General features: G+C 39.5%; 24 protein-coding genes. 13 read left to right on the top strand and 11 right to left on the bottom strand.

Annotated elements, in window-relative coordinates:
- Nucleotides 1-72 precede the first annotated feature (72 nt).
- From H5116_RS05960 to H5116_RS05980, 5 genes are all read right to left on the bottom strand, one after another.
- Nucleotides 73-753, bottom strand: a complete 681-nt coding sequence (locus tag H5116_RS05960) for a hypothetical protein (RefSeq protein WP_138488564.1) — start codon at nucleotides 751-753, stop codon at nucleotides 73-75.
- A 99-nt stretch (nucleotides 754-852) separates the two neighbouring features.
- Complete coding sequence (locus H5116_RS05965; protein ID WP_002958007.1) at nucleotides 853-1,203, bottom strand: DUF2750 domain-containing protein; 351 nt, start codon at nucleotides 1,201-1,203, stop codon at nucleotides 853-855.
- Nucleotides 1,204-1,220: 17 nt separating this feature from the next.
- Nucleotides 1,221-1,799, bottom strand: a complete 579-nt coding sequence (locus H5116_RS05970) for a glutathione S-transferase family protein (protein ID WP_024605976.1) — start codon at nucleotides 1,797-1,799, stop codon at nucleotides 1,221-1,223.
- 64 nt (nucleotides 1,800-1,863) lie between these two features.
- Nucleotides 1,864-2,145, bottom strand: a complete 282-nt coding sequence (locus H5116_RS05975) for a peptidylprolyl isomerase (protein ID WP_002958009.1) — start codon at nucleotides 2,143-2,145, stop codon at nucleotides 1,864-1,866.
- 86 nt (nucleotides 2,146-2,231) lie between these two features.
- A complete protein-coding gene (locus H5116_RS05980; protein ID WP_182694709.1) occupies nucleotides 2,232-2,807 on the bottom strand; it encodes a glutathione peroxidase in 576 nt (191 codons plus the stop codon).
- An 81-nt stretch (nucleotides 2,808-2,888) separates the two neighbouring features.
- Between H5116_RS05980 and H5116_RS05985 the strand changes: the two genes are divergently transcribed.
- The 3 genes from H5116_RS05985 (at nucleotide 2,889) to H5116_RS05995 (ending at nucleotide 6,673) form a co-directional block, all read left to right on the top strand.
- Entirely contained in the window at nucleotides 2,889-3,377 is a 489-nt protein-coding gene (locus H5116_RS05985; RefSeq protein ID WP_039485299.1) for a GNAT family N-acetyltransferase, read from the top strand.
- 119 nt (nucleotides 3,378-3,496) lie between these two features.
- On the top strand, nucleotides 3,497-5,491 hold the full coding sequence (locus tag H5116_RS05990; RefSeq protein WP_182711443.1) for an ATP-binding protein: 1,995 nt from the start codon (nucleotides 3,497-3,499) through the stop codon (nucleotides 5,489-5,491).
- Nucleotides 5,492-5,545: 54 nt separating this feature from the next.
- The gene (locus H5116_RS05995; RefSeq protein WP_182693580.1) at nucleotides 5,546-6,673 is read left to right on the top strand and encodes a PleD family two-component system response regulator; all 1,128 of its coding nucleotides are present in this window, start codon (nucleotides 5,546-5,548) and stop codon (nucleotides 6,671-6,673) included.
- A gap of 34 nt (nucleotides 6,674-6,707) precedes the next feature.
- On the opposite strand, the gene queG is transcribed toward H5116_RS05995, so the two are convergent.
- From queG to H5116_RS06015, 4 genes are all read right to left on the bottom strand, one after another.
- Nucleotides 6,708-7,841, bottom strand: a complete 1,134-nt coding sequence (gene queG / locus H5116_RS06000) for a tRNA epoxyqueuosine(34) reductase QueG (RefSeq protein WP_058154164.1) — start codon at nucleotides 7,839-7,841, stop codon at nucleotides 6,708-6,710.
- 66 nt (nucleotides 7,842-7,907) lie between these two features.
- Nucleotides 7,908-9,128 carry a methyl-accepting chemotaxis protein gene (locus H5116_RS06005; RefSeq protein ID WP_182715725.1) on the bottom strand — a complete coding sequence of 407 codons (1,221 nt, stop codon included), beginning with the start codon at nucleotides 9,126-9,128 and terminating at the stop codon, nucleotides 7,908-7,910.
- Between the two features lie 45 nt (nucleotides 9,129-9,173).
- Nucleotides 9,174-9,878 (bottom strand): glycerophosphodiester phosphodiesterase family protein, encoded by a 705-nt coding sequence (locus H5116_RS06010; RefSeq protein WP_182694311.1) that lies wholly within the window; start codon nucleotides 9,876-9,878, stop codon nucleotides 9,174-9,176.
- On the bottom strand, nucleotides 9,875-10,741 hold the full coding sequence (locus H5116_RS06015; RefSeq protein ID WP_024594632.1) for a DMT family transporter: 867 nt from the start codon (nucleotides 10,739-10,741) through the stop codon (nucleotides 9,875-9,877). Before H5116_RS06015 ends, H5116_RS06010 begins: the two co-directional genes overlap by 4 nt.
- A gap of 326 nt (nucleotides 10,742-11,067) precedes the next feature.
- Here H5116_RS06015 and H5116_RS06020 point away from each other — a divergent pair, with 326 nt between their 5' ends.
- From H5116_RS06020 to rlmB, 5 genes are all read left to right on the top strand, one after another.
- Complete coding sequence (locus H5116_RS06020) at nucleotides 11,068-12,168, top strand: sensor histidine kinase (RefSeq protein WP_182715726.1); 1,101 nt, start codon at nucleotides 11,068-11,070, stop codon at nucleotides 12,166-12,168.
- Nucleotides 12,168-12,782 carry a DNA-binding response regulator gene (locus H5116_RS06025; RefSeq protein WP_024599310.1) on the top strand — a complete coding sequence of 205 codons (615 nt, stop codon included), beginning with the start codon at nucleotides 12,168-12,170 and terminating at the stop codon, nucleotides 12,780-12,782. The genes H5116_RS06020 and H5116_RS06025 overlap by 1 nt, the downstream gene beginning before the upstream one ends.
- A gap of 98 nt (nucleotides 12,783-12,880) precedes the next feature.
- Nucleotides 12,881-13,615 carry an enoyl-CoA hydratase/isomerase family protein gene (locus tag H5116_RS06030; RefSeq protein WP_002958021.1) on the top strand — a complete coding sequence of 245 codons (735 nt, stop codon included), beginning with the start codon at nucleotides 12,881-12,883 and terminating at the stop codon, nucleotides 13,613-13,615.
- A 201-nt stretch (nucleotides 13,616-13,816) separates the two neighbouring features.
- Complete coding sequence (gene rnr / locus H5116_RS06035) at nucleotides 13,817-16,312, top strand: ribonuclease R (RefSeq protein WP_058154169.1); 2,496 nt, start codon at nucleotides 13,817-13,819, stop codon at nucleotides 16,310-16,312.
- Nucleotides 16,309-17,052: a 23S rRNA (guanosine(2251)-2'-O)-methyltransferase RlmB gene (gene rlmB / locus H5116_RS06040; RefSeq protein ID WP_002958023.1), complete on the top strand. Its 744-nt coding sequence runs from the start codon at nucleotides 16,309-16,311 to the stop codon at nucleotides 17,050-17,052. The genes rnr and rlmB overlap by 4 nt, the downstream gene beginning before the upstream one ends.
- 296 nt (nucleotides 17,053-17,348) lie before the next feature.
- Here rlmB and H5116_RS06045 read toward each other — a convergent pair whose 3' ends face one another.
- Entirely contained in the window at nucleotides 17,349-19,505 is a 2,157-nt protein-coding gene (locus H5116_RS06045) for a TonB-dependent receptor domain-containing protein (RefSeq protein WP_182715727.1), read from the bottom strand.
- Between the two features lie 212 nt (nucleotides 19,506-19,717).
- A complete protein-coding gene (locus H5116_RS06050; protein WP_002958025.1) occupies nucleotides 19,718-20,563 on the bottom strand; it encodes a LysR family transcriptional regulator in 846 nt (281 codons plus the stop codon).
- Between the two features lie 126 nt (nucleotides 20,564-20,689).
- Here H5116_RS06050 and H5116_RS06055 point away from each other — a divergent pair, with 126 nt between their 5' ends.
- From H5116_RS06055 to H5116_RS06075, 5 genes are all read left to right on the top strand, one after another.
- On the top strand, nucleotides 20,690-21,289 hold the full coding sequence (locus H5116_RS06055; RefSeq protein ID WP_002958026.1) for a hypothetical protein: 600 nt from the start codon (nucleotides 20,690-20,692) through the stop codon (nucleotides 21,287-21,289).
- Nucleotides 21,290-21,387: 98 nt separating this feature from the next.
- Entirely contained in the window at nucleotides 21,388-22,470 is a 1,083-nt protein-coding gene (gene gcvT / locus H5116_RS06060) for a glycine cleavage system aminomethyltransferase GcvT (RefSeq protein WP_002958027.1), read from the top strand.
- A 73-nt stretch (nucleotides 22,471-22,543) separates the two neighbouring features.
- Entirely contained in the window at nucleotides 22,544-22,933 is a 390-nt protein-coding gene (gene gcvH / locus H5116_RS06065) for a glycine cleavage system protein GcvH (RefSeq protein ID WP_002958029.1), read from the top strand.
- A 175-nt stretch (nucleotides 22,934-23,108) separates the two neighbouring features.
- Nucleotides 23,109-26,000 carry an aminomethyl-transferring glycine dehydrogenase gene (gene gcvP / locus H5116_RS06070; RefSeq protein WP_182715728.1) on the top strand — a complete coding sequence of 964 codons (2,892 nt, stop codon included), beginning with the start codon at nucleotides 23,109-23,111 and terminating at the stop codon, nucleotides 25,998-26,000.
- Between the two features lie 317 nt (nucleotides 26,001-26,317).
- Nucleotides 26,318-26,602, top strand: a complete 285-nt coding sequence (locus H5116_RS06075; protein ID WP_007579952.1) for an addiction module antidote protein — start codon at nucleotides 26,318-26,320, stop codon at nucleotides 26,600-26,602.
- Nucleotides 26,603-26,866 lie beyond the last annotated feature (264 nt).

Genomic DNA, 26,866 nt, shown 5'->3' on the forward strand with positions numbered 1-26,866 from the left:
ATCCTAACAGTTTTTTTTAATAGAGTAATTGATTATAACGATGACTTTAAGGGGAAATAGTAACAAAGTTTGTCAGTGGCTTTCGCGTGTTATAAAACGCTGCCAATGCAGGTGTGAGTTAATAATACGTATTTTTTGGATCACGTTATTTAATAAAAGCACGTCCTTAAATTCATTATGTGGGTATTCGTTAAATCCCATGAGATAATTAAAGGCGTCTTTAGAGTTGGCTTGCAGAGCATGTATACGCACTTGTTGCTCAAAGTTAAGACGAAGGCTGCTTATGGCTGTTTTCATACCGAGTTGATCAACGTTTGGTATATCACACTTTTGTAAATAGCCGGCTCGCTCACCTTCACCTGAAAACCAAATACGGACTTTTTCACTGTATCTGCCAGTTTTAGCGGGTAAGTCGAACATTAATCGTTGTTGATTTTGTGATTTTATGAATGCTAAATATTCATTAAACCCGGCATCTATAAGTGCCTGATGCACTGGAACTAAGCGAGGTTTTATCTTACCGTGAGTATGAAAATTAAAACATAAGACATCTTTTTCAAGGGACAGATCATCAAGCGTTAGATAGCCAATTTCATCGCTATATGCACCACTGTAGTATGCAATTAGAGGAAGCCAAAAATGCCAGTGTTTTGGTTGCTCACGTGCAACTTTAAAATCACCGTATATATATCCATTATAAAGAGTGTGCAGTTCCATGGCTGAAAAGGGCCGGCGACCAAGATGGGTTTTCAACGTAATACCTTGAAAATAATGATGTGTTTTATTTTATACCCAACTAGCAGTAGATGCTAGTCGGGTTTTATCCGCTCTTAAAATAAAGCGTATAAAGTATTATTCACTTAATGCGCGAGCTAAACCAGTAGGTTCAATCTCTGTACATACTTGGTCATCATTCCAGTTAATGCCAACAAGTGCGTTATCTTCATTTAAATCTTCAACCCATGCATCTAAAAATTCATCAAGATTTATTTCTACAGGGCTGTAGTCTTTCCACTCTTCTTTACATTGCGCTTTAGCTGCTTCTTCACTTTCCCAAAGCAGTAGTACGTCAGTTTCGTCAAATTGGTTAGAATCGCACACTACAAAGCCATTATCTTCTGCACCAAGTGCCCAAATTACTTCGCTAACACGTACTTTTTCTACAAAGTTAACTAGTTGTGATTCAATTTCGATATCGCTCATGTGTTTACCTTTTTAAATTAGTGACGAGGATTAGTATCTATTGCTGCTTGACGCTTGCCATATTGCTTATGAAAAGCAACAAGCTCTGAATACTGACTAAAGTCAGTTAATTCACGAAAGCAAATCCAATCAAGCAGGCAGTATAAACTGATGTTGAGGTATTCACAGCTTTTAAATTCTTCATCGCTTAAATGGGTATTTAAAAAGCTTAATGTTTGTTCAATTCGTTCGTTTTGCAAATTAAAAAAGAGTTTATCGCTTTTGGTGTCAAATCCAGAGCGTTCACATAGCAACATTTCTACTAGCGAATCGTTACAGGCATTTATAGTCGTAAGTAAGTGCTCTTGCGGCCACGTTAGTTTTGGTTGACCTGTTTTTTCAAGTAAATAGCGCAATATAGAATTAGAGTCACTAAGTGTTAAGTCGCCATCTACCAGAATGGGAATCTTTCGAGCTGGATTTTTACTGGCCATAGTAGGGCGATCTTGCTCAGAAAATATATCAAGACTCACAAGCTCTAGTTTACAGTTGTTTTGTTGTGCCCAAATTCTAATTCGGCGCACGTAAGGTGAAGGTACAGAACCAATTAATTGCATAATTACTCCATAAAAAAGCCGCATAAGCGGCTTTTATAAAACGTTACTTACGATACAGTTAAATTTATTCTGAACGGCTAGTAACTTCAAGTAAATGATAACCAAATTGAGTTTGCACAGGGCCTTGTACTTGGTTAATTGGAGCTGAAAACACAACTTTATCAAACTCTGGAACCATCATACCAGGACCAAACTCACCAAGAGCACCGCCATCTTGACCTGATGGGCAGTTTGAATGCGCTTTGGCTAATTCAGCAAAGTCTTCGCCTTGCTCAATTTTTGTTTTTAAGTCTAAGCATTGTGCTTCACTGTCTACAAGTATATGTCGTGCGCTTGCTACTGTCATAAAATCTCCCGAGTATAGTGTGGTGTTTTTTTAACCGAATTAAAATATCATTCTAGTTAGTTTCAACTAATTGTACCAGTATAAACTTATTTATCAGAAAGCACAGTTTCAATTGCAGCAATCATTTGTTCTGAATCAGGTGCTGCTTTGCTGTTAAACCGTAAAACCGTCTCACGATCAGCAGACACTAAATACTTATAAAAGTTCCAATTTGGAGAGCTAGTTTGCTCATTCAAATATTTAAAAATTGGGTTCGCTTTACTACCACGCACTTCGCTTGTAGCAAACATAGGGAAGGTTACACCATAATTTACAAAGCATACTTTTGCAGTTTCTTTTTCACTATCCTCTTCTTGAAAAAAATCATCAGAAGGGAACCCTAATACGACTAAGCCTTGTTCTTTGTATCGTTGATATAGCGCTTCAAGGCCTTTAAATTGGGGTGTAAAACCACAGTTGCTTGCCGTGTTTACTATTAATAAAGGCTTATTTTTAAATTGGCATAAATTAATAGATTCTTTTGAGCGAAGCTTTCGAACATCGACATTGGTAAAATCTTGACAGTCTTGGGTAGAGGTTTGGTTAATAGTTGATGATGTTTCAGCGTGGAGTGGGGCATTAATAAATAAAGCCATTAATCCTATTATAATTTTTTTTAGCATTACATTACCTAAACTTTTCAATTGTTTGATTGGATAATCATACGCTAATATGAAACAAATTGATCAACCTTTGAATGACCTATGACAACCCGTTTAGCAACTATTGATGATCTTAATGAAATTGTAGCCATTTATAACGAAACCATTGCAGGGCGAATGGTAACTGCAGATACCGAAGAAGTTACTGTTGACGAAAAGCGTGACTGGTTTAATAGCCATAACGATAAAAGGCCTATTTATGTTTACTGCGAAAATAACCAAGTACTTGCTTGGGTAAGTTATAAATCGTTTTATGGGCGTCCTGCTTACGATGGCACAGTAGAGATGAGCATTTACATTACCCGTAAAGCACAAGGTAAAGGGCTTGGTAAAAAGCTAATGATATTTGCTCAAACACAAGCTAAGCAATTAAATATTAAAGTATTGCTTGGTTTTATTTTTAGTCATAATTTACCCAGTGTTAAATTATTTAAGCATTTTGATTTTGAAATATGGGGCGAGTTACCAAGCGTTGCCATAATGGATAACAAGCCCTACAGCCTGACTATTTTTGGAAAGCATCTTAAATAAACTGTTTTTTGAAAGCTTGTAATATTTTTTTACAAAATAACGATAGGGCTTTATGCCAATTAAATAAAAATAGACTACGCTATTAGGATATTAAGTTTATTAATTTGAAGTGTGGCTTGATGATTCGAAAAATATTAATTATTGATAGTAGTAGTGTCATCGCGATGCGTGTGAAAGTGCTTTTAGAATTAATAGGGTGTGAGGTCGAATTAATTCATTTCAGCATGCTAGACATGTATACCAATATAGGCGATTACGACTTAGTTGTTGTTGCCCATGGTGTGCCTGTTGATTCTATAAAACCGCTTGTAAGCGAAGTAGCGCAAGAGCGCTTTATGCTGCTTGCGCCAAAAGCACAAAGCGGTGAACAACTAACTGCGTTTAGCGAGCTAAATCATATTGCGCCTGACGCAACCGTGGTCTACCCATTTTTTTCTAATAAAGAAATTACTTCTCTTTTAGAGAGCCTATTAGAATTAGGCTCTAACCATATTTTGCAATTACCTACTATTTTACTCGTCGACCATGTTCCTGAACGTCTCGAAAAAATGAAAAATAGCTTAATCGGTGCTCATATCGAGACTCATACTGCAACAACCTCCGCAGAAGCTTTAGAAATTAGTAAAGAAAAGCAAATAGATATACTGATAAGCGATTTTATTTTAGATGACGGAACAGGTTTAGGAATTTTTTCAAATTTAAAAGTAACCCAACCGCATTGTCGTTGTTTGTTATTTACCTCACGCCCTGATCAAGTTTCAATGATCGACGCAATTCGTCAAGGTGTAGAAGACGTACTTATTAAACCTTTAAACGATAGCTCACTATTACAATCAATACATAAATTATGGCAAACAGAGTTATTAAAACGTCATAACGCAGAGCTTGTAGAAAGGCTACAAGATACGGTTGATGCCCTAATTGAAAAAGACAGCCTACTTCAGGTTATTTATAAACATACGCCCGATGCAATTATGTTATTTGAAAAGTGCGGTAGAGTGATAGAAGCTAATGATGCTTGCTTGAGACTATTTAACTTACCGTTTAATGAACTCGAAGGTAAATCAGTATTTGATTTTTTAGATGATGATTCAATTTTAGGTATTAAAGATAAGATTTCGACATTAAATAGTAATCGACAATTTAGCTGCGATTTACGTTTATCTAAAACAGCAGGAGGTTATATACCCTTAGTTGGCTCTTTTAATGAGATAGATCACCATGGCGAAATAGCACTTGCGGTCATATTTAAAAATGTAACCCATCTTAAGCAAAAAGAGGATTTATTACTTGAAGCAAAAGATGTTCTTGAAGAGCAAGTAAGAGCACGTACTTCACAACTCGAGCATGCTAAAAATGTGGCTGAGGCTGCAAACTTAAGTAAATCAGAATTTTTAGCAAACATGTCGCATGAACTTCGAACACCTATGCACTCTATTTTAAGCTTTTCTCGTTTTGGTTTAAGTAAATTAGAAGCTGGAGATTTTGCAAAAGAAAAACTCATTAAGTATTTATCGCGAATAGAGAGTAGTGGTGAGCGTTTACTGTCGTTACTAAATAATTTACTCGACCTATCTAAGCTAGATGTAGGCAAGTTTCCATTTAACCCTCGTCCCTATAATTTAGCGAATATTATTAAAACAAGTATTGATGATGTGTCTGGTACGGCAATGGAAAAAGAAATTGAGATTATATTTACCGCACAGCCATTACCTGTAATTGCACAATGTGATGAAGAGCAAATAAACCAGTTACTTCGAAACGTACTAGGTAACGCACTTAAATTTAGCGAACCTAAAAGTAAAATACGGGTAAATTTAGAGTCAGATAATAAGCTTGCTACTATAGAGGTTACCGATAATGGGGTCGGTATACCAGAAGATGAGTTGGAGCATATTTTTACTAAGTTTGTGCAAAGCAGTAAAACAAATAGTGGTGCTGGTGGCACAGGGTTAGGCCTTGCATTGTGTAGAGAGTTTGTATCTTTACACCAAGGTGAAATCACTGCACGTAACAACGAAAATGGTGGTGCAACTATATCTATACAAGTGCCATTAGAAATAAACTTAGACGAGCATTTAGCTGAAGATCAGTTAATACAACACACTAATTAATTGTTTTTTGGCATACCAAATAACTTTTTAAAGAATTTGAATGGATGATAAATTATGGCCTTAACTAAAATACTTGCCGTTGATGACGAACCCTTTAACCTTGAAATTATTGAGGAAATTTTAGAGGAGCTTGATTTTGAATTACAAGTAGCAACAAATGGTCCTGAGTGTTTAAACATGGTTGAAGGTTATATGCCTCAGGTTATATTACTCGACGTAAGTATGCCGCAAATGAACGGCTATGAAGTATGTAAAGCACTTAAAGCAAATCCAAATACCGCACACATTATTGTTATGTTTGTTTCTGCTCGCGGCACTGTTGAAGAACGCATGGAAGGCTATTCTGTTGGCGCAGAAGATTATATTGTAAAACCTTTTGGCCATGACGAACTTAAATCTAAGCTTAAAAATTTAAATCAAGTACTCGTTGAAAAGCAAAGTCTAGAAAAGCAAGTTGAAGATGCAACATCAACTGCATTTAATGCAATGGCCAATAGCAGTGAAATGGGGCAAATAGTTAACTACGTTGAAAACATAGGCTTTATTAACGATCCTCAAGAGCTAGGTAAAGCGCTTGTAGATTGTCTGCAGTCTTTTGATTTACAAAGCAATGTAGAATTTAGAGAAAATAATGAAATTAGCCACTTTGCACTAAACGGCGTGTGTTCACCTATTGTGGTGGAGCTATTTGAAATGCTGAAAAACAAAGGGCGCTTACATGAGTTTTCGCACCGAATTTTAGTTAACTATGAATTGATTAGCTTACTCATTTTAAATATGCCCGATCATGACCCTGATAAGCATGGTCGTATACGCGACCACGTATGTTTTATTGTCAGTGTTACCGAGCAGCAGCTACGCGCCATTATGACCAAGAAAATGCTTGAATCACAACGAGCGAAACTTAATGCCGTAGCAAGTACTGTTCATAGTAAGTTTCATAGCTTAATTAGCTTGTTGAATGAAAACCGTCAAAACAACGAAAAAGTGTTTAAACAGTTACAAGAAGAGCTCGAAGAACGTATCCCATCAATGGGACTGGATGAAGATCAGGAGGTGTTTATTTATAAAAAAGTAGATGAAACTATCCAAAACTCAGTAGCAAGAGAAGAGTCTGTTAAACAAGTCAAAGCAGCCTTTACAGAGATAGAACAAGATCTATCGTTACTTTTGAAAAACTAGTTACTTCGCAATATAAAGGTTTACTTAAGCGGTGCTATGCATCCCTTGGTAAGCCTTTTTCTACAATTCTAATTAACCTAGCTGTTTTACGAATTTGTAATCGTTGTTTATCGTTTTGCTGAGCAAGTGCCCATTCAATATGCTCTAAAACAAGTTCGCTGCATATTTGGCTTTTATCTTGTAGGGCATTAATAATAGCGGGGCTGAACTCTGCATTACCTAAACCAACTGCTAAATTACGTAACCAACGTTCGTGACCAATGCGACGAATAGGGCTGCCTTCGGTATTTTTTAAAAATGTAGGCTCATCCCAGGCAAACAGCTCAAGTAAATCTTTATCTTTTAATTGAGTGCGAGGATGAAAATCATTTTCGTCAGTTATTTGTCCATAACGATTCCAAGGACATACCAACTGACAATCATCACAACCATAAACACGATTACCTAATAAAGAACGGTACTGCTCTGGTATTGGCCCTTGGTGTTCTATGGTTAAATACGATATACATTTACGTGCATCAACAACGTAGGGCTCTACAATTGCACCTGTTGGGCAAAGAGTAATACAAGCAACGCATTTTCCGCAGCCTTCAAAGGTGTTTTCTGCATCAATTGGTAGAGGTAAATCAATAAATAGCTCGCCTAAAAAAAACCACGACCCAGCTTCTTGGTTAATTAATAACGAATGCTTACCACGCCACCCTAAGCCGGCTTTTTCGGCAAGTTGACGCTCAAGTACAGGGGCTGAATCTACAAAGGGTCTAAAGCCATACTCGCCAACTTCTTGCTCTATTTTTTGGCCGAGTTTTTTTAAACGATTACGCATTAATTTATGGTAATCACGACCTAATGCATAGCGGCTTATATATGCTTTTTCTTTATTTTTTAAGGTTTTTGCAAAGCCAGCATCGGGAGGGAGATAATTCATTTTTACGGATATAACACGCTGTGTACCAGGCACTAATTCAGCAGGGCGGGCGCGTTTCATACCGTGGGCAGCCATATAATCCATCGAGCCGTGGTAGCCTGCATCAAGCCAACGTTGCAATTGGGCTTCGTGCTTAGATAAGTCAATATCAGTAATGCCCACTTCGCTAAAGCCAAGCTCTTGCCCCCAGGTTTTTATTTGCAGGGCTAATTTTTCATAGTCTGGGGTAGGGTTGCTCACACGCTTTACACACTTAAATTAATAGCTGCGTAATTTACCATATTTCTCTGAGCCCGAAAACGCTTCTTAGTGCACAAAGCGCTTTAACTGTTGTTGGGTTTGTAAGCTTAGCTGTTGAGATTGCTCGCTATCGGCTAATGCCGTATCTATTTGTTGTTTAGCTTGCTCCCCTAAAGCTACGATTTGCTCTACCGATTGGTGAGTCGTACTTTGGGTGCCCTCAAGCAAATGTACAGCACTGGCTATTTGTTGCAGCTGCTGCTGGTTGTGCTCAAACTCACTAAGCATTTTAGTAAAGCCATCACAGGTTGCACTAATTGAGCTTTGTGCGTTATTAGAGTGAGTCATTAATTGCTCAGACTCTTTATTTGTCTCGTTTACCAAATCATTCATCTGATTTATAAAGTCGCTAATCTGCCTAGTTGCGCCACTTACCTTTATTGAAAGCGTGCGTACTTCGTCTGCAACTACGGCAAATCCTCTGCCTGCTTCACCCGCTCTAGCTGCTTCTATTGCGGCGTTGAGGGCTAACAAATTAGTTTGATCAGAAAACTCTTCAACCATTTTTAAAATACTACGAATGTTTTCACTGTTCTCTTTTAGTCCCGCAATTGTATTTGAAAAGCTACCTAGCATATTAGTAATAAGTTTTACCTGCTCTACTAAAGCAGCGAGTTCTGACGCAGATAGTTTTACAAAGTTAAGGTGTTCATTATTAACGTTATGTACGCTATCTGTATTATTTACTATGTCTTGTAAGCTTTGGGTTATTTGCATACTGGCATTAATAATACTGTGGCTTAACTGTATTTGTTGCTCACTTGATTGCTCAGTATTTTTCATTGATTCAGTGACTTGTGTATTGCTGTGTGCACTCGCTTGAGCACTGTTATATGTTGTGCTGAGTAACTCACTTAAATGGGCAGTAAATATATTGTATTGTGAACTTAAATCTTTAAATTCGTCATACGAAAAGTGGGGAAGTTTTGCTGCTAAATTTGCATCTTGTTGGTTTATTTCTATCAAAGTATCGCGCATAGCAGTAACAGGGCGAACAATTAAAAAACGCATATAAAAAAGAGTAAAAATAAAACCAGATATAATCACAAGCGTAAGCAGCCAAAATAGCCCTGTACTTTGCTGTTGTTCGCTTAAACTCTGATGCAGCCAAAATAACGTAATTGCTTGGAACAATAATACAAAACTTAAATTACCGACTATTTTACGGGTTAACGTAAAAAAGAATGTTTGCTCTATATAGTTATAAATTTTCATGAAACCACTCATTATGCTCAAGCCCTACGATTGTTATTTAAGTGAGGGGAATGTAAGTTAGCCTTTTTGTAACGACAACAAGTAAGCTTTGGTTCGCGCTGGGTAATTTGTAAAAATTCCGTCTATGCCATACTCAAGCATTAGCGCTATATCTTCTTCCCTATCGACTGTATAAGCATAAATCTTTAGGCCTCTTTTTTTTGCATCCTCTGCAAAGGCCTTATTTATAAAGGTTTTATCTGCATGTACGCTATAAGCGTTTAAATCACTAGCAAACTTTGCATAGTTAATTGGAATAGAAGAAGTAAGGGCGCCTATTTTAAGCCATGGTAGCTTGTTTTTAAGCCACTGTAGTTGATGATGATCAAACGATGATACTAAAATATTGGTTTTCGATATTTTTTTAGCTTCAATGTTTTGTTCTAATAGAGCCACAAACCTTTCTAGTGCAAACGTGTGTTTAAGCTCAATATTTAATAAAGATTTATTGTTATTCCAATCAAACAGCTGCTGAAGAGTAGGAATTTTTTCACCATTTCCAGCATCAAGCTTAGAGAGCTCATGAGCGGTAAAGTTACTCACCCTGCCTTTACCGCTGGTGGTTCTATCAAGCCATGAATCGTGTATTACCATGTAATCATCGAAGGAACTTTGAATATCTACTTCAATACCATCAACACCTACTTTTAACGCTTCTAAAATAGCGCTTTTGGTGTTTTCAGGAAAATCCCCACTGGCACCACGGTGTGCAAATACTTTCATTGTCGAGCCTTTTTAGTGATTGACCACGTTTCAAAACAAGCGGCACTCACTATGAGTGCTCCACCAACTAACGTCATAACAGTAGGACGTTCATGAATAATTACTATAGCCAGTATGGTGCCATAAAGTGGCTGCAAGCAAGAAATTAACCCCGCAGTTGCCGCTGATAAATGCTTTAAACTTGCTGCAAATAACGAGTGCGGTGTAGCTGTAAATATAACACCCGCTACAGCAATTAAAATCAGGTCATGATTACTAACCTCATACACTGGTACTTCTATAAATGCACACAACATAATGCTTGCCACTAAGGTTTGATAAAACATCGTTTGCGGCCCGCCATATTGGCTAAAGTAGCGCTTATGAGTAATGTTTCTTATTGAAAAAAACAATGCTGATATCACACCTGTTATTACACCTAGGGTTACATCATCGCCCAAGTTTGCACTTGGTACTAATAAGTAAATACCTAAAACAACCACCGCTGCACTTATTATATCTTTTGCTTTTGGCCTGCTTTTATTAAATAAGGGTTCTAAAAACACCGTCATTACGGGGTAGCTAAAAAATGCCAGCATTCCAATAGTTATACCGGCCATTTGCATACCAGCAAAATAGGTAACCCAGTGAATACCCACCGCAACACCTAAAAATAACGCAATAAGATAGTCTTTAGGTTTGTTGAGTTTAATTTGTTTTTTTTGAAAATAAAGCATGGCTAAAATAGCCATTCCTGCAATTGCAGTTCTGTAAACGGTAATATCTAAAGCATTTAAACCAATAAGTTTGGCAAATAGAGCGGTCCCGCCAAAAAGTAATACCGCTATGTGTAAATAAATTAAACTTTGTTGCTGAGGCTGCATTTAGTTTCCTTGTTGTACTTTTTGAATATATTAACATTGCTTAAAAATTCTTAAGATGAATTTTTTACCGCATGACAAAAGTCATTAAAGTTGATGACACTTCACACTCTTATTATTTTTGTACGCGGGCATAGTTACCTTACTCAACAGGAGGTAATTATGAATTCTTTAATTTTAATCAGCTTAACTATTAATGAAGTGCTAGAGGCGTTAAGTTTTACTATTACGTACGCAGATTGCTTTATACTGGTATGCATTTTTATGTTATTTATATTTATTAATAAAAATAGTGCTATAAGTAAAAATAATATGCCAGAGGTATTAGTATGAGCTCGTTAAGCAGCTTTTCTCAACAAAGCGATAAAGGTTTTTGGAAATATGGACATTTAATTTTTACCGGCTTTTATTTACTCCCGCTAATAATTAATTTTTCGAGCTTTACCGTTAACCAAATTGTTATGTCTTTAGCCTTCTATATTGCTTTTATTCTTTTGTATGTAAAAGCAATAAACTGTAAAAGCGCAGGGGTGACTAAGTTATTTGTAGCCATGCTCTTAATTTGTTTTTGCGCTACTTTTTACACCACAGGTACGCCTACTTTATTTGGTTTCGTAGCCTATATAGCAGGCTACTCTTACAGCTCCCGTCAAAGGATTTATGCTGCGATCGCAATTATATTCACGGTTTTATTAAGCACATATATTGGTGATATAGGTAAGGTTCAATACTTTTTAGGCGTTGCTTTGATTCTATGCGCCACATTATTTAGTTACGGTATTGCAGCAAAAAGAGAAAGCTTATACAAAAAGCGCGAACAAGAAAGCGCTAACCAACTAGAGCAATTAGCAGCTATTGCAGAGCGAGAACGAATAGCTCGCGACTTGCATGATATTTTAGGTCATTCACTTTCATCTATTGCTTTAAAAGCTGAGCTTGCTAATAAATTAAACCAAGGAGAGCGCTACGCTCAAGCAAATAGCGAAATTGCACAAGTGGCCGATTTGGCAAGGCAGTTACTTAGCGATGTAAGAAGCGCCGTAAGTGATTTAAAACAGCTTAATCTTGTCAGCCAAGTAGCACAGTTAAAGCAAAGGTTAATAGAGCAAGGATTTAACGTTTCATTTAATGTGGTTTTAAATGCTCTGCCCGCTAAAGTAGAGGGTATAGCAGGCCTTGTAATTAAAGAGGCAGTTACTAACTTATTACGCCATAGCAATACAAAAAATTGCGAAATAAATATAGAACAAACAGCGCAGCAGTTACTTATAACCGTAATTGACCATGGTCCGTGCAGTACATTGAATTCGGGCAATGGCCTAAATGGTATTAAAGAGCGAGCAGAGCAACTAAATGGCAGTGCAGTATTTGCCTGTGGCGATAATTTTACTTTAAAAGTAGTGCTTCCAATTACAGCTAAGGATTTATAATGATCAGAGTATATTTAGTGGAAGATCAGGCGCTTGTACGCGACGCAGTAGCAGCATTGTTAGGGCTTGATTTTAATATTGAGATTATTGGTCAAGCAAGTAACGGGCAAGATGCACTTAATGCAATTGAGGCGCTTGATAGTGATTTGCATCCCGATATAATTTTAACCGATATAGAAATGCCAACCATGAATGGTATAGAGCTTAGCGAAAAAATAGCCGCTAAATTTCCTGCTATAAAAATGGTTATTATGACTACATTTTCTCGTGCGGGTTATATTAGGCGAGCGCTTACGACTGGCGTAAAAGGTTTTATTTTAAAAGAAGCACCAAGTGAAGAGTTAATAAATGCGCTTAAAAAAGTAATGCAGGGACAAAAGGTAATTGACCCAGAGCTTGCTATTAATGCATTAGACGACGCAGATCCACTTACCGATAAAGAACGCAAAGCCCTTAAACTTGCAAGCGATGGCCTTAAAACAAGCGACATAGCCAAGCAGTTATTTATTAGCGAAGGGACTACGCGTAACTACCTATCGGATGCCATTGCAAAATTAAACGCCACTAACCGCATAGATGCTGCGCGTATAGCTAAACAAAAAGGGTGGCTTTAATTAGCGGGTTTATAAATTATAAGCAAAGTATTACTATGATATGTAAAAGTAACGAACAGCGCTTAAAATTAGCTTAAAAAGCGCTAAAAGAGGTTTTAATGGCAAATTTAATAGAACTAACAACTAAAAATAATATCGCTATACTCACCATGAATACCGCTGAAAACCGCCACAACCCAGCGTTTTTGGCTGAGTTTAATTTACACCTAGACCACATTGAAGCAGAACAAAATATTAAGTCAGTTATTTTAACGTCTTCAAGTGATAAAAACTGGTCATTGGGTATCGACCTTCAATGGATGTCTAATCCAAGTATTTTACCTGCAGCAATTTCAGACTTTATGATTCAAATAAGTGACTTATTTAAACGTATAGTTACTTTTCCTATGCCTATTATTGCTGCGTTAAACGGGCATACCTATGGTAATGGTTCTGTACTTGCGTGTGCGTGCGACTTTAGATTTATGAAATCAGACAAAGGCTTTTTTTGTTTTCCTGAAGTGGATGTAATGGTGCCGTTTGTTCCATCGATGTTTCCTATAATTAATAAAGCAATTTCGCAAACATTCTTTAATCGCCTAGCTATGTCAGGAGAGCGGGTTGGTGCACAGCAGTTGCTAGAGAACAAAGTAGTTGAAGCTGTGTTTGCAAATAACGACGAACTACAAGCGGGTGTACTTGAGTTTGCCCAGCAGTTTAATAAAAATCGTTGGATTTACGCTCAAAATAAAACACAAATGAATAAGCAGATTTTACTTACGATGAAAGAAGAAGACCCAAGCTTTATTGATAATATAAGTAAACTGCTGTGGAAAAACCTACAAAAAAAATAGTATAGGTTTTAGCATTGCTACGAGATGACTAAACACTTTGCAGTTAAGGGATCGTTAAGCCCCATTGCGCTAGATTTTTAAACTATACAGCAAGGTAAACAGCAAGGTAAAAGTGCTTTCTTAAAAGTTTAATAGCTTTTACCTGTCTCATTATAACTATATGGGTTAAAATACCTACATAACCAACTAACAAGATAGTGAATGTCAAACCAAGATCCAAATCTCAGTCGAGAACAAGAAAAGTACGAAAACCCAGTCCCTAGTCGTGAGTTTATACTTACTCACCTTCAAGAGCGTTCAAAGCCTGCTAACTACGCGCAATTATGTGAAGAACTAGCAGTAAACGATGACGAACGCCAAATAGCATTTAAACGCCGCCTTCGCGCTATGGAGCGTGACGGACAGCTGTATTTCAATAAATTTAAATGCTACGCCCTAATTGACGAAGCCGGTTTAACCAAAGGCAAAGTAATAGGCCACAGAGACGGTTTCGGCTTTTTAGAAGTTGAAGGCGAGAGTAAAGATTGGTTTATTGCTAAGCACCAAATGAATATGGTGTTACATGGCGACATTGTACTAGCTAAAGGCACTAAACGTGGTTCTGGCTCAAAATGCGATGCACGTATTATAAAAGTGCTTACTAACGAGCGCGCGCCAATTGTTGGCCGTTACTTTGTTGAGCACGGTGTTGCTGTTGTAGTCGCTGAAGACCCGCGCATAACGCAAGATATAATGATTTTACCAGGCAACGAAAACGGTGCCCGCCATAACCAAATGGTGCAGGTTAAAATTACGCAAAACCCAAGCCGTAACATGAACGCGGTAGGCAAAGTTATAGATGTACTTGGTGAGCATTTAGCCCCAGGTATGGAAATTGAAGTTGCACTGCGCAATCACGATATTCCACATGTATGGCCAGAAGAAGTTGAAGCACAAGTTGCTCATCTAGGTGAATTTGTTGAAGAAGCTGACAAACAAGGTCGCGTAGATTTACGTGATTTACCACTTGTAACTATTGATGGCGAAGATGCACGCGACTTTGATGACGCAGTATATTGTGAACCTAAAAAATCAGGTGGCTGGCGCTTATGGGTTGCCATTGCCGATGTATCGCATTACGTAGGAATGAACACGCCGCTTAACAAAGAAGCAATTTTGCGTGGTAACTCAGTGTATTTTCCTGAGCAAGTAATTCCGATGCTACCAAAAGTGCTTTCTAATGGATTATGTTCGCTTAATCCAAAAGTAGATCGCTTATGTATGGTTGCCGAAATGACCGTGTCGAGCGCGGGTAAACTTTCGGGTTATAAGTTTTACGAAGCGATAATGAACTCGCATGCACGTTTAACTTACACCAAAGTAAATGCCATTTTACAAAACGACGAAAAACTACGCGAAGAATACTCAGCCGTTGTGCCACATTTAACTGATTTACAGCAAATGTACATGGCACTTAAAGCAGCACGCCAAGACCGTGGTGCCATAGAGTTTGAAACCCTAGAAACACGTTTTGTATTTAACGCTCAGCGTAAAATAGAATCAATAGTGCCTGTTATTCGTAACGACGCGCACAAACTCATTGAAGAATGTATGATTTTAGCCAACGTATCAGCGGCTAAAATTCTTGAAAAGCATGAAGCGAGTGCGCTTTATCGTGTGCATGACGAACCAGATCAAGAAAAACTAGGTAACTTTACTAAGTTTTTAGGCGAGTTAGGTATTGAAAGTACATTAAGCGACGAGCCAACACCAAAAGAAATAACGCAAGTATTAGCGCGACTAGGTGACCGCCCAGAAGCTGAACTTATTCAAACTATGTTACTGCGTTCAATGAAACAAGCTGTATATCAGCCAGATAACATTGGTCACTTTGGTTTAGCGTTATCGGCTTACGCGCATTTTACATCGCCAATACGTCGTTACCCAGATTTAGTAGTGCATCGTGCTATTAAAGCCGTAATAAAAGCACAAGGTCAGCAAACGTCTGGCGAATACGCTTATACCGACGATGAAGTTGATCAACTAGGTGAGCAGTGTTCTACAACAGAGCGTCGTGCTGACGATGCAACTCGCGAAGTAGCTGATTGGCTTAAATGTGAGTTTATGCAAGACCATGTAGGTGAAGAGTTTGATGGTGTTATTTCATCGGTTACCAATTTTGGTTTGTTTATTCGCTTAGATGATTTACAAATTGATGGGCTTATACACGTTACTAATTTAGGCGACGAGTTTTTTGCGCATGATGCTGCAAAACACACCCTAATAGGTGAGCACTCTCACAAAGTTTATCGCCTTGGCGATAAAGTAACAGTAAAAGTTGCGTCGGTTAGTTTAGACGATCGCCGTATAAACTTAACGCTTAAAGGCGATGTTGCACAAGACAGATACTCACGTCGTCGTGCACCAAAAAAAGGTTCAGGTAAGTCTGAGCATGCGCCAGCAAGTGTGCGTTCGCAATTAAAAGCAGGCAAAGTACCAGGTAAAAAGTCGCACAGCGATGACAAACCAAAAGGTAAAAAAAAGCCAGCAAATAAAGATAAAGGCAAGCCTGCAAATAAGTCTGCAACAAAACCTGCAGATAAAAAAGCAGCAGACTCTGCCGTAAAGAAAAAACCAAAGAAGAAGGCCGTTAAAAAGCCTAAAAGAGCAGGCAAAAATGCCCGCAAACGTACTAGCCCAGGAGCAGACAATACGTGAGTAATGAATTAATTTTTGGCTTTCATTCTGTTGAAGCAATTTTAGAAAGCGAACCAGAGCGCTTTGTAGAAATTTACGCCCTTAAAGGTCGTGACGACAAACGCTCAACTCCGATTATTGATGAAGCACGTAAATTTGGTATTTCAGTACAGTTTATGCAGCGTAAAGCCCTTGATAGCAAATCAAAAGGTGAGCAGCATCAAGGTATTATTGCTAACGTAAAAGCAGCGCCAACGTTTAATGAAAAAGATCTTGATGCGATAATCGCTCGTGAAGACACACCGTTTTTACTTGTGCTTGATGGTATTACCGATCCGCATAACTTAGGCGCATGCCTACGTAGTGCAGACGCGGCAGGTGTTCACGCTGTGATTGTACCTAAAGATAAGTCGGCTAAGCTTAACGGTACCGCACGTAAAGTTGCCTGTGGCGCAGCCGAAACAGTTCCGCTTATTCAAGTGACTAACCTTGCGCGTACGCTTCGCGAAATTAAAGATGCAGGCGTATGGGTTGTAGGTACCGCTGGCGAAACTGATAACCACGTATTTGACGCAAGCTTAACAGGGCCAATGGCTATTGTTATGGGCGCAGAAGGCGAGGGCATGCGACGCTTAACGCGTGAGCATTGCGATATGCTTGTTAAAATCCCAATGGCGGGTACTGTTTCAAGCTTAAACGTATCGGTAGCCACGGGTATTTGTTTGTTTGAAGTATTACGCCAACGTAACGCAAATAACTAATATATAAAACGATAAGTTTTATGTATTAAAAAGCCGAGATTGAAATTCAATCTCGGCTTTTTTGTGTCTGTAATTTACGCTTTAACTTTGTAAGCTTTGGTAAACGGTTTAAAAACAAGGCAATAATTTAGATGTGTAGTGATCTTACATAAAAAATTATCAACGCTGTTAGTGAAACATTCTCCTATACAAAGCGCAGGTAAACGGTTTAATAACAAGGCAATAATTTAGATGTGTAGTGCTTTTACATAAAAAATTATTAACGCTGTTAGTGAACCGTTTAACCAGCTTTAAGCTTAAAAGCTATAAGTGTAGCCCATCTGTATCGTACGTGGCTTACCTGGCTGAATGCCACCGTTTGAACGGTTAGCAACGTATGTTTTATCAAACAAGTTATCAACGCTTAGGTATACTTTTTGATTTTCATCGATTAAGTATTTAGCAGCTAAATCCCATACTACGCGGCTATCAATTGCGTTTAAGCCCGACTGCGTTAAGTTAGCATGCGCATCAGATACGTAACGTATTTGGCTGTTAACTACAAACGCAGAAAACTCAGCACCTAACGATAACGCTACTTGGTTTTCTGGTACGTAAGGCATTGCATCGCCTTTTTCTACCGCGCCCCAAATTTCTGAATCAAAATCGTTTTTAAACTCAGAGTCTGTGTAGGTGTACGTTAATTTAACTGGGAACATAGCTGTATCAGTTGCAAACGTACGTGCTGCACTAAATTCAAAGCCTGCTACTTCTACTTCACCGTAGTTGTATTGGTCGCCAATGTTGTCGTCGCTACAACCAACCGCTGCAGTACAGTTACCGTGCATGTTGTCGTAGTCTGAGTAAAAGGCAATTACTTCACCGCTAAAGCCATCCATATTAAAGCGAGAGCCAAACTCAATGTTTACACTTTCTTCTTCTTCTTGGTCAGCATTACCAGGTGCTGCTGGTGCATACCCTTTTTGAATGCCCGCAAGTAGCGTTACGTTTTCGTTAAGCGTGTAAGTAGCACCTAGTGACGGCACTAAAATTTCAGTGTCGTTCGACACATCTTTAGTTAAACCGTTGCTGCGTGTTGGATCTGATTTAGACCACTCTTCACGCGTAATAGTAATGTCTTCATAACGAAGGCCTGCACTTACTACTAATGCATCAATTGTCCACTCGTCTTGAATAAACAAGGTGCTTGCTTCTGCGCTATCTACGCGGTTGCTGTCTGAGCCCGGAACGCCTTGCTCTGTAAGTGTTAAGCTTAGGTCTTGATTAAGTGTGTATTTGTCTTCCCACTGAAAACGATCCATTTCGTCTTCGTGGTAACGTACGCCAACAGTCACATAGTGATCGCCTGCAGGAATATGTAATTCAGACTGAATACCTTTAGCTTGGTAGTCGCGGTTATTAGCTTTAACGCCAATACCTTCAATACCTTCGCTTGTAGGGTTTGCTTCAAAATCGCTGTACTGCTCAAGAGTACTTAAGCCTACGCTGCTGGCTTTATACCAGTTACGATGAAAATCGTTTAAGTAAGCCGTAGCTAAAAACTCATAGCCATCACCAAAACGGTACGCGTAGTTAAGTTGGTATGCGTTGTGGCGCGTATTCATTTCATCGTTTTGCGATGCAGCATAACGACGGTAAGGACTTTCTTGATAGTCTTCGTCAGTTAAGCCCATGTATGTTTCGTCTGATGTTTCGTCAGAGTACTTAATTTTTAGCTCAAGATTATGCGCATCGTTTTGACCAAACGTATGGCCAAACTTTAATAGTAAATCTGTTTTTTCAAAGCCGGTGTTGTCATTGCCTACTGGCAGCTCTTTAAAGCCGTCTGCGCCGTAAGTAAATACTTCAATTAAACCCGCTGTGTTATTTTTTTCTTTACCAAAGTAAGCGTGGCCTTTGTAGTAACCGTCGCTACCAAGGGCTGCATCTACCATACCTTTTGAGCTATTTGGCTCAGTTGGTAAACTGCGCGAAAGTAAGTTTAAAACACCACCTGTAGTACGCGGGCCGTACTTAACTGAGGCTGCGCCTTTTAATACTTCAATAGATTCCATACGACCCATAGTAGGGAAGTAGTATGCAGAAGGTGCTGAATATGGTGCTGGTGCAACTAATACACCGTCTTCCATTACTGATATTTTATCGTTACGGCCAGTACCTGTACCGCGCATACCAATATTAGGACGAAGGCCATAACCGTCTTCTTCTTGCACGTAAACGCCCGGAACAGACGCTAAAACGCGAGAAATATCGGTAAACTGGAATTTTTGAAGATCTTCTTCAGAAATAAACGTAGCCGAACCAGGAATATCGTTAATTGCTTGCTGAGAGCCAATAACAGTAATTTGTTCAAAGCGTTGTTCTTTATTGCTGGTGTCTTTTGCTATTGCAGTAGCACTAAAAGACAAAGCAACCGCAGTTGCTAAAGTAGATACTAAAAACTTAGGGTTCATTGTGTTCCTAATCATGTCAATTATCTTAATTGGCGCAATTTGAACACGTTAACGAATACGAATCAATGTTATTAACTATTTAATTATTCAGTTTAATAGAACTAAAAACACCTGCTTATGCAACTTAATTAACTAAATTGTTTCTTTTGTATTATTTTGTAATTGCTTTACTAGCTATAAAGGCTGAACGAATTATATGTGCTACGTAAGCGCTAGCCCAAGCGTAGAGCTATAAATTCAGCGAGTTTATCTACCGCATTTTCCGACTCACCCGAACTTTTAACCAAACTAATACCAATATTACCAAGAGCTGGTAAATGCTTGGTTTGAACCTGATAGTTAAGCTCACTCGGTACTGTACTTTTGGCAAGTACCGTAATACCTAAGCCTTCTTTTAATGCAGCAATAAGGCCGGTTAAATCGGCGTTGCTATAAACTATTCGGTATTTAATGCCTGCACTTTTTAATGCATCAGTAGCACGGCGACGATAAATACATCCCTCTGGTGCGGTAACTAGGGTAACCACCTCATTATGCGCAAGTGACAGGTCGCCCACCCACACTAGTTCGTCTTGCATAAAAATAGGAAACTTATCAGAGTTGAGTCGCTCATTTAGCGCAAGTACTAAATCAAACTGATCTTGGCGAGAAGCCGAAAGCAAATGCTTACTTAAACGCGACTTAACCTCTAACGACACCTCAGGGTAGAGCGCCACAAAGTCGCCAATAATTGAGGGTAAAATACGCGCTGCAAATTCGCTCGGAATACCCAAGCGCACTTTACCTGCAATGTTTTCTGAGGTGAACTGCTGCAAAATAGCATCGTTGTGTTGCATCATTTGTTTTGCCATAGGCAATAATAGCTCGCCGTACTGGTTTAATACTTGGCGCTGCCCTTGTTTTTTAAATAGTTTATAGCCAAGCACGTCTTCTAAGCGCTTGATTTGCAAACTTACAGCAGGTTGCGACAGGCCAAGTAAATCGCCTGCTTTAGCAAAGCCACCTATTTCAACTACCATTACAAAAGTACGTAAACCGTCTGTTGATATGTTTTTCATATTTAAAATTACAATTTATATAGCCATATATATAAGTATTATTTATCAATTGATAAATAATTACAATTTGTTGTTGATAGACGTGGGCAATATACTTTTGTAATCGAAAATACACAGGTGTCTGTTATGACTTTTAACCCAATAATGTTTGCCCGCCACAGCAACGCAAGTAGTGCGGTTACTAACGCTTTGCAAACTAACAACAATCACGTTGTAATGGATTTTAGCGGAACCGAAACCAGTGTATTTTTAAGCACTATTTTAGGCCTTGATTTAACTAAGCTTACCGCCAGCGGTTTAGGCTTAAAAGGCACGCTTGATGGCGACTATAATTCTGACTACAGTTTTGCTGTTTATTACTTTAGCGAAACCGCCTTTAGATTCGTACTACCACACAACGCAAGCCTTCAACTACAAGCGCTTATAAACGAGCAGCAATTACGTTTTGATATTGATTATGTAGTACGCACCGACCTAGCAAGCTTTATTTTAAGTGGCGACAACGCATTTGATACCCTAGTTAATGCTTTTAAATTAACACCAGGTTTGCGCCTTTCTGACGCGCAACTTTGCTACGGTGCACAAAGCGGTGATGTATTTATTACCGCCATTGATAAAAACGACGAACAACACTTTGTATTAGTAGCTAAACAACAAGAATTACAAAAATGGCAAAGCTACATGCAAGCGCAAGGCTTTGCACTTATGCATAGTGAAGCCGCATAACGAATAAAAACAACAGGCGAGCATAACAATGTTTACCTGTTTTTATATCTATTTAAGCCACGCCCTAAACAGGGTTAATTTAAACGTGAAGGAATGTTATGACTTCTAAAACTGTACTACATGCTAAGCACCTAGAAGCGGGCGCAAAAATGGTTGATTTTCATGGCTGGGAAATGCCAATCAACTACGGCTCACAAATAGAAGAACACAATAGCGTACGTACCGACGCTGGTATGTTTGACGTATCACACATGACTATTGTTGATATTGAAGGGCCTCAAGCAAAAGCATTTTTACGTAAGCTAGTAGCTAACGACGTTGCAAAATTAACCGTACCAGGCAAAGCGCTTTACACAGGCATGCTTAACGAGCAAGGCGGTGTAATAGACGACTTAATTATTTATTTCTTTAGTGAAACGTTTTACCGCCTAGTTGTTAACTCAGCGACGCGCGAAAAAGACCTAGCGCATTTAGCTAACGTATCGAGCGACTTTGACGTAACTGTTACAGAGCGCCCAGAGTTTGCAATGATTGCAGTGCAAGGCCCTAACGCTAAAGCAAAAACAGCTACTCTTTTAAATGCTGAGCAACAAGCCGCTGTTGAAGGTATGAAGCCATTTTTTGGTGTTCAAGTAGGTGATTTATTTATTGCCACAACGGGTTATACTGGCGAAGACGGTTACGAAATAGTAGTACCGAACGACCAAGCAGCCGATTTATGGCAACAACTGCTAGACGCAGGTGTTAAGCCTGCTGGTTTAGGTGCACGCGACACGCTACGTTTAGAAGCAGGTATGAACCTTTACGGCCTTGATATGGACGAAAGCGTATCACCACTTGCAGCTAACATGGCATGGACCATTGCATGGGAACCAGAAGATCGTGACTTTATTGGTCGTGACGTACTTGTTAAGCAACGCGCAGAAAAAAGCACTGACAAACTAGTTGGCTTAGTGTTTGAAGAAAAAGGCGTTTTGCGTAGCGGTTCTAAAGTAATTGTTGATGGTGGTGAAGGGGTTATTACCTCAGGTACTTTCTCACCAACACTTGGTTTTAGTGTAGCCCTTGCACGTGTACCACGTTCAACAGGCGATACAGCTCAAGTAGAAATGCGTAAAAAATTAGTAAACGTTAAAGTAGTAAAGCCTAGCTTTGTACGTAACGGTAAATCAATAATTTAAATAATTTGGTTATATCAATCAGTGTAATTACAGTGATTGATATCCTCCCAATATAAACCAAAGGACAAATAAAATGAGCAACATTCCTAGCGAGTTAAAATACGCACCTTCACACGAGTGGGTTCGTAACGAAGGCGACGGTACATTTACTGTTGGTATTTCTGAGCATGCACAAGAACTTCTTGGCGACATGGTATTTGTTGAATTACCAGAAGTTGGCGACGAAGTAGACGCTGGCGAAGACTGTGCAGTAGCAGAGTCAGTTAAAGCAGCATCAGACATTTACGCACCTATCAGTGGCGAAATTGTTGCTATTAACGAAGAACTTGAAGACTCACCTGAAACAGTAAACAACGACGCTTACGGCGACGGTTGGTTATTCCGTATTAAAGCATCTGACGAGTCTGAGCTAGACAACTTATTAGACGCTGAAGGTTACTCGCACACTATCGACGAAGAATAATTATTCTTTGTAGATAACTAAAAGCCCCGCGTGTTTTATTTAGATATCGGGGCTTTTATGATTTTACAGTTAACTTTTCCATACAAAGTAAGCTGTTAAATCATAAGAATTTTAAGTTATTGCTGTTTACCCATCAGCAGTAGCCACATTTTTTGGATCATAGGAATCTGGACACATGTCAAACGCCAAATCTCTTGAAGAACTAGAGCAAAAGCAAGATTTTATTCGTCGCCATATTGGGCCAAGCCCAGCACAAGTAAGCGATATGCTAAGTGCTTTAGAAGTATCGAGTGTGCAAGAGCTCATTGACCAAACTGTACCGGCTAGCATTCGTCTAGAGCAACCGCTAACAGTTGGACAAAGCCGTACTGAAGTTGAAACACTAAGCTACTTAAAATCAGTAGCAAGCAAAAATAAAGTTTTCAAATCGTACATTGGCCAAGGCTACCACCCAACTAACGTACCGCACGTAATTTTACGTAACGTACTAGAAAATCCAGGTTGGTATACAGCGTACACACCGTATCAGCCAGAGATTGCTCAAGGGCGTTTAGAATCATTATTAAACTTCCAAACTATGACCCTAGATTTAACTGGTCTTGATTTAGCAAGCGCGTCACTACTTGACGAATCAACAGCGGCTGCAGAGGCTATGGGCCTTGCAAAACGCGTATCAAAAGCTAAAAAAGCCAATGCCTTTTTTATTGCCGACGACGTACACACACAAACAATCGACGTAGTAACAACGCGTGCCGAGCAGTTTGGTTTTGAAATAATTGTAGGTAAAGCAGAAGATGCCGTAAACCACGACATTTTTGGCGCATTGTTCCAATACCCAACTACATCAGGCGAAGTGGTAGACATAACTGACCTAATTGCTGGCGTACAAAGCAAAAAGGCCATTGCCTGTGTTACTGCCGACATAATGAGTTTATTACTGTTAAAAGCGCCGGGTAAACTAGGCGCAGACGTAGTACTTGGTTCGGCTCAGCGTTTTGGCGTACCTATGGGTTACGGCGGTCCACACGCTGCATTTTTTGCAACACGTGACGCATACAAACGTTCATTACCAGGTCGTATTATTGGTGTATCTAAAGACCGTTTAGGTAACGACGCACTACGTATGGCAATGCAAACGCGCGAACAACACATTCGCCGCGACAAGGCCAACTCAAACATTTGTACAGCACAAGTATTACTTGCCAACATGGCAGCGTTTTACGCGGTGTACCACGGCCCACAAGGCTTAAAAACTATCGCGCAGCGTATACATCGCTTTGCTGATATTTTAGCAAGTGGCCTTAAAGCTAAAGGCATCGCACTTAAGCACAGCACTTGGTTTGATACCCTTACAGTAGTAAGCGACAACAAAGACGACGTAATAGCGCGTGCAATTGCAAAAGGCGTAAATTTTGCAACAAACCACGAAGGCGAGTACTCAATTTCGGTATCAGAGACAACAACACGTGCCGATATTACTGAGTTATTTGATATTATTTTAGGCGAAGGCCATGGCCTAAGTGTTGACGCTATTGCAGCCGACGTTGAAGCAAATGGCAGCGAGTCTATCCCTGCAAGTTTAGTACGTGATGACGAAGTACTAACGCATCCAAACTTTAACAGCTACCACAGCGAAACAGACATGCTTCGCTACATTAAGCGACTAGAAAGCAAAGACTTATCGCTTAATCACTCAATGATCTCGTTAGGCTCATGTACCATGAAACTAAACGCGACCGCAGAGATGATCCCAATTACGTGGCCTGAGTTTGCAAACCTTCACCCATTCTGCCCGCTTGATCAAGCAGAGGGTTACCAAATAATGATTGGCGAGCTTCACGACTGGCTAGTAAACATTACCGGTTACGATGCAGTATCGCTTCAGCCAAACTCTGGCGCGCAAGGTGAATACGCAGGCTTAATCGCGATTCGTAAATACCACGAGTCACGCGGCGACGTACACCGTAATGTATGTTTAATCCCAAGCTCTGCGCACGGTACTAATCCTGCATCAGCGCAAATGGCGAGCATGAAAATTGTGGTAGTTAACTGCGACAAAAACGGTAACGTAGACATGGCAGACCTTAAAGCAAAAGCTGAGGAAGTGTCTGAAAACTTATCGTGTATCATGATCACATACCCGTCTACGCATGGCGTATATGAAGAAACAATTCGCGAAATTTGTGACATTATTCATGAGCACGGCGGCCAAGTTTACATGGATGGCGCAAACATGAACGCGCAAGTTGGCGTAACAAGCCCAGGCTTTATTGGCTCAGACGTATCGCACTTAAACTTGCATAAAACATTTTGTATTCCACACGGTGGCGGTGGTCCAGGTGTAGGCCCAATTGGTGTTAAATCGCATCTTGCGCCGTTTATGCCAAACCACAGCGTAATTAACGTACCAGGTACTAACATCGGTAACGGTGCGGTATCGGCAGCGCCTTATGGCTCAGCTGCTATTTTACCTATTTCATGGGCTTACATCACCATGATGGGCAGCGAGGGCTTAAAGCAAGCCACTGAAATGGCAATCGTTAATGCTAACTACTTAACGCATGAGCTAAGCAAGCACTTCCCAATTTTATACCGTGGTCGTAACAACCGTGTTGCTCACGAATGTATTGTTGACTTACGCCCGCTTAAAGAGCAATCAGGCATTACTGAAATGGACGTAGCTAAGCGCTTGCAAGATTACGGCTTCCATTCACCAACTATGTCGTTCCCAGTAGCTGGCACATTAATGATTGAGCCAACTGAGTCTGAATCAAAAGGTGAGATTGATCGCTTTATCGAAGCAATGGTGTCAATTAAAGGCGAAATCGAAAAAGTAATCTCTGGCGAATGGTCAATCGAAAACAACCCGCTAGTGTTTGCACCGCATACACAAGGCGATGTGTTAGGTAACGAATGGGACCGCGCGTACGACCGTTTTTACGCTGCATTCCCAGTGCCTGCAGTGGCTAAAAACAAGTTTTGGCCAACCGTTACACGTATTGATGACGTATACGGCGACCGTAACTTAGTATGTTCATGCCCTGCGGTTGAGACTTATCGCGATTAATTTTTGAAAAAAATTCCACTGTAGAGAGGAATTTATCGAAATTATAAAAGCCGTTGCAGCAATGCAGCGGCTTTTTTGTGTGTGGTGATTCGCCATAAATAATATGGCGTAGGTTGGGAAGAGTGCAACGAAACCCAACAAATCACAAATATACTTACTCGCTCAAAAGCCAAGAGTATGTGTTATTTATTGTAGGCGTTTAGCTTGCTGACGCGTTGATTGCTAAATCAAAATTCGGTATCCCTTAAATAAAATTGCACGCATGTAGCCTTTGGGCTACATTTGTTTAGCAAGTTGAATAAATTGGAGTAATTATTATGGCGCTACAAACATCAGATTTTAACCCGTTTGACTATATGGAAACACAGCAAGAAATTAATACATTTTTAGAAGAGTGTTTAGCTGATGATGATCCAAATACCTTTATTGAAGCACTTGGCTTATTAGTAAAAAAACATGGCGTGAGTGATATTGCTAAAGCAACGGGGTTAAATCGTGAAAGCTTATATAAAGCAGTTAACGGTAAAACCAAGCCACGTTGGGAAACTATTTTTAAAGTGATGAAAGCACTTAACTTTCGCCTTACAACACAAGTAGCGTAAGCTGGGTAGAGTGAAACGAAACTCAACAAATCCCAAATATATTTACTCGCTCAAAAGCCAAGAGTATATGTTATTAGTTGTAGGCGTTTAGCTTGCTGACGCGCGGGCGACAGCCCGAATAAGTATTTGAATAGGTGTTTGAGGTTATCGTCACCGATAATGTGAATGCCTTTCGCGCTTTTTAGAGAAGAGAAACCTTATTCAAGGTTTTGTCGCGCTGGCGACGGCAGCCAAAGAGGGGCTGCCGCTGGTCCCTCTCTGGAC

Source organism: Pseudoalteromonas sp. SG45-2, assembly GCF_014164115.1.
In the GTDB taxonomy this organism is placed as follows: Bacteria; Pseudomonadota; Gammaproteobacteria; order Enterobacterales; family Alteromonadaceae; genus Pseudoalteromonas; species Pseudoalteromonas distincta.

Bases quoted from the DNA above. Each gene is read 5' to 3' on its own strand.
- H5116_RS06005 (WP_182715725.1), bottom strand. From the start codon at position 9,128: ATGAGTGGTTTCATGAAAATTTATAACTATATAGAGCAAACATTCTTT.
- gcvP (WP_182715728.1), top strand. From the start codon at position 23,109: ATGTCAAACGCCAAATCTCTTGAAGAACTAGAGCAAAAGCAAGATTTT.
- H5116_RS06055 (WP_002958026.1), top strand. From the start codon at position 20,690: ATGACTTTTAACCCAATAATGTTTGCCCGCCACAGCAACGCAAGTAGT.
- H5116_RS06075 (WP_007579952.1), top strand. From the start codon at position 26,318: ATGGCGCTACAAACATCAGATTTTAACCCGTTTGACTATATGGAAACA.
- H5116_RS05980 (WP_182694709.1), bottom strand. From the start codon at position 2,807: ATGCTAAAAAAAATTATAATAGGATTAATGGCTTTATTTATTAATGCC.
- H5116_RS05975 (WP_002958009.1), bottom strand. From the start codon at position 2,145: ATGACAGTAGCAAGCGCACGACATATACTTGTAGACAGTGAAGCACAA.
- H5116_RS05990 (WP_182711443.1), top strand. From the start codon at position 3,497: ATGATTCGAAAAATATTAATTATTGATAGTAGTAGTGTCATCGCGATG.
- gcvT (WP_002958027.1), top strand. From the start codon at position 21,388: ATGACTTCTAAAACTGTACTACATGCTAAGCACCTAGAAGCGGGCGCA.
- rnr (WP_058154169.1), top strand. From the start codon at position 13,817: ATGTCAAACCAAGATCCAAATCTCAGTCGAGAACAAGAAAAGTACGAA.
- H5116_RS06030 (WP_002958021.1), top strand. From the start codon at position 12,881: ATGGCAAATTTAATAGAACTAACAACTAAAAATAATATCGCTATACTC.
- H5116_RS06020 (WP_182715726.1), top strand. From the start codon at position 11,068: ATGAGCTCGTTAAGCAGCTTTTCTCAACAAAGCGATAAAGGTTTTTGG.
- gcvH (WP_002958029.1), top strand. From the start codon at position 22,544: ATGAGCAACATTCCTAGCGAGTTAAAATACGCACCTTCACACGAGTGG.
- H5116_RS05970 (WP_024605976.1), bottom strand. From the start codon at position 1,799: ATGCAATTAATTGGTTCTGTACCTTCACCTTACGTGCGCCGAATTAGA.
- H5116_RS06025 (WP_024599310.1), top strand. From the start codon at position 12,168: ATGATCAGAGTATATTTAGTGGAAGATCAGGCGCTTGTACGCGACGCA.
- H5116_RS05995 (WP_182693580.1), top strand. From the start codon at position 5,546: ATGGCCTTAACTAAAATACTTGCCGTTGATGACGAACCCTTTAACCTT.
- H5116_RS06015 (WP_024594632.1), bottom strand. From the start codon at position 10,741: ATGCAGCCTCAGCAACAAAGTTTAATTTATTTACACATAGCGGTATTA.
- H5116_RS06010 (WP_182694311.1), bottom strand. From the start codon at position 9,878: ATGAAAGTATTTGCACACCGTGGTGCCAGTGGGGATTTTCCTGAAAAC.
- H5116_RS06050 (WP_002958025.1), bottom strand. From the start codon at position 20,563: ATGAAAAACATATCAACAGACGGTTTACGTACTTTTGTAATGGTAGTT.
- H5116_RS06045 (WP_182715727.1), bottom strand. From the start codon at position 19,505: ATGAACCCTAAGTTTTTAGTATCTACTTTAGCAACTGCGGTTGCTTTG.
- H5116_RS05985 (WP_039485299.1), top strand. From the start codon at position 2,889: ATGACAACCCGTTTAGCAACTATTGATGATCTTAATGAAATTGTAGCC.
- H5116_RS05965 (WP_002958007.1), bottom strand. From the start codon at position 1,203: ATGAGCGATATCGAAATTGAATCACAACTAGTTAACTTTGTAGAAAAA.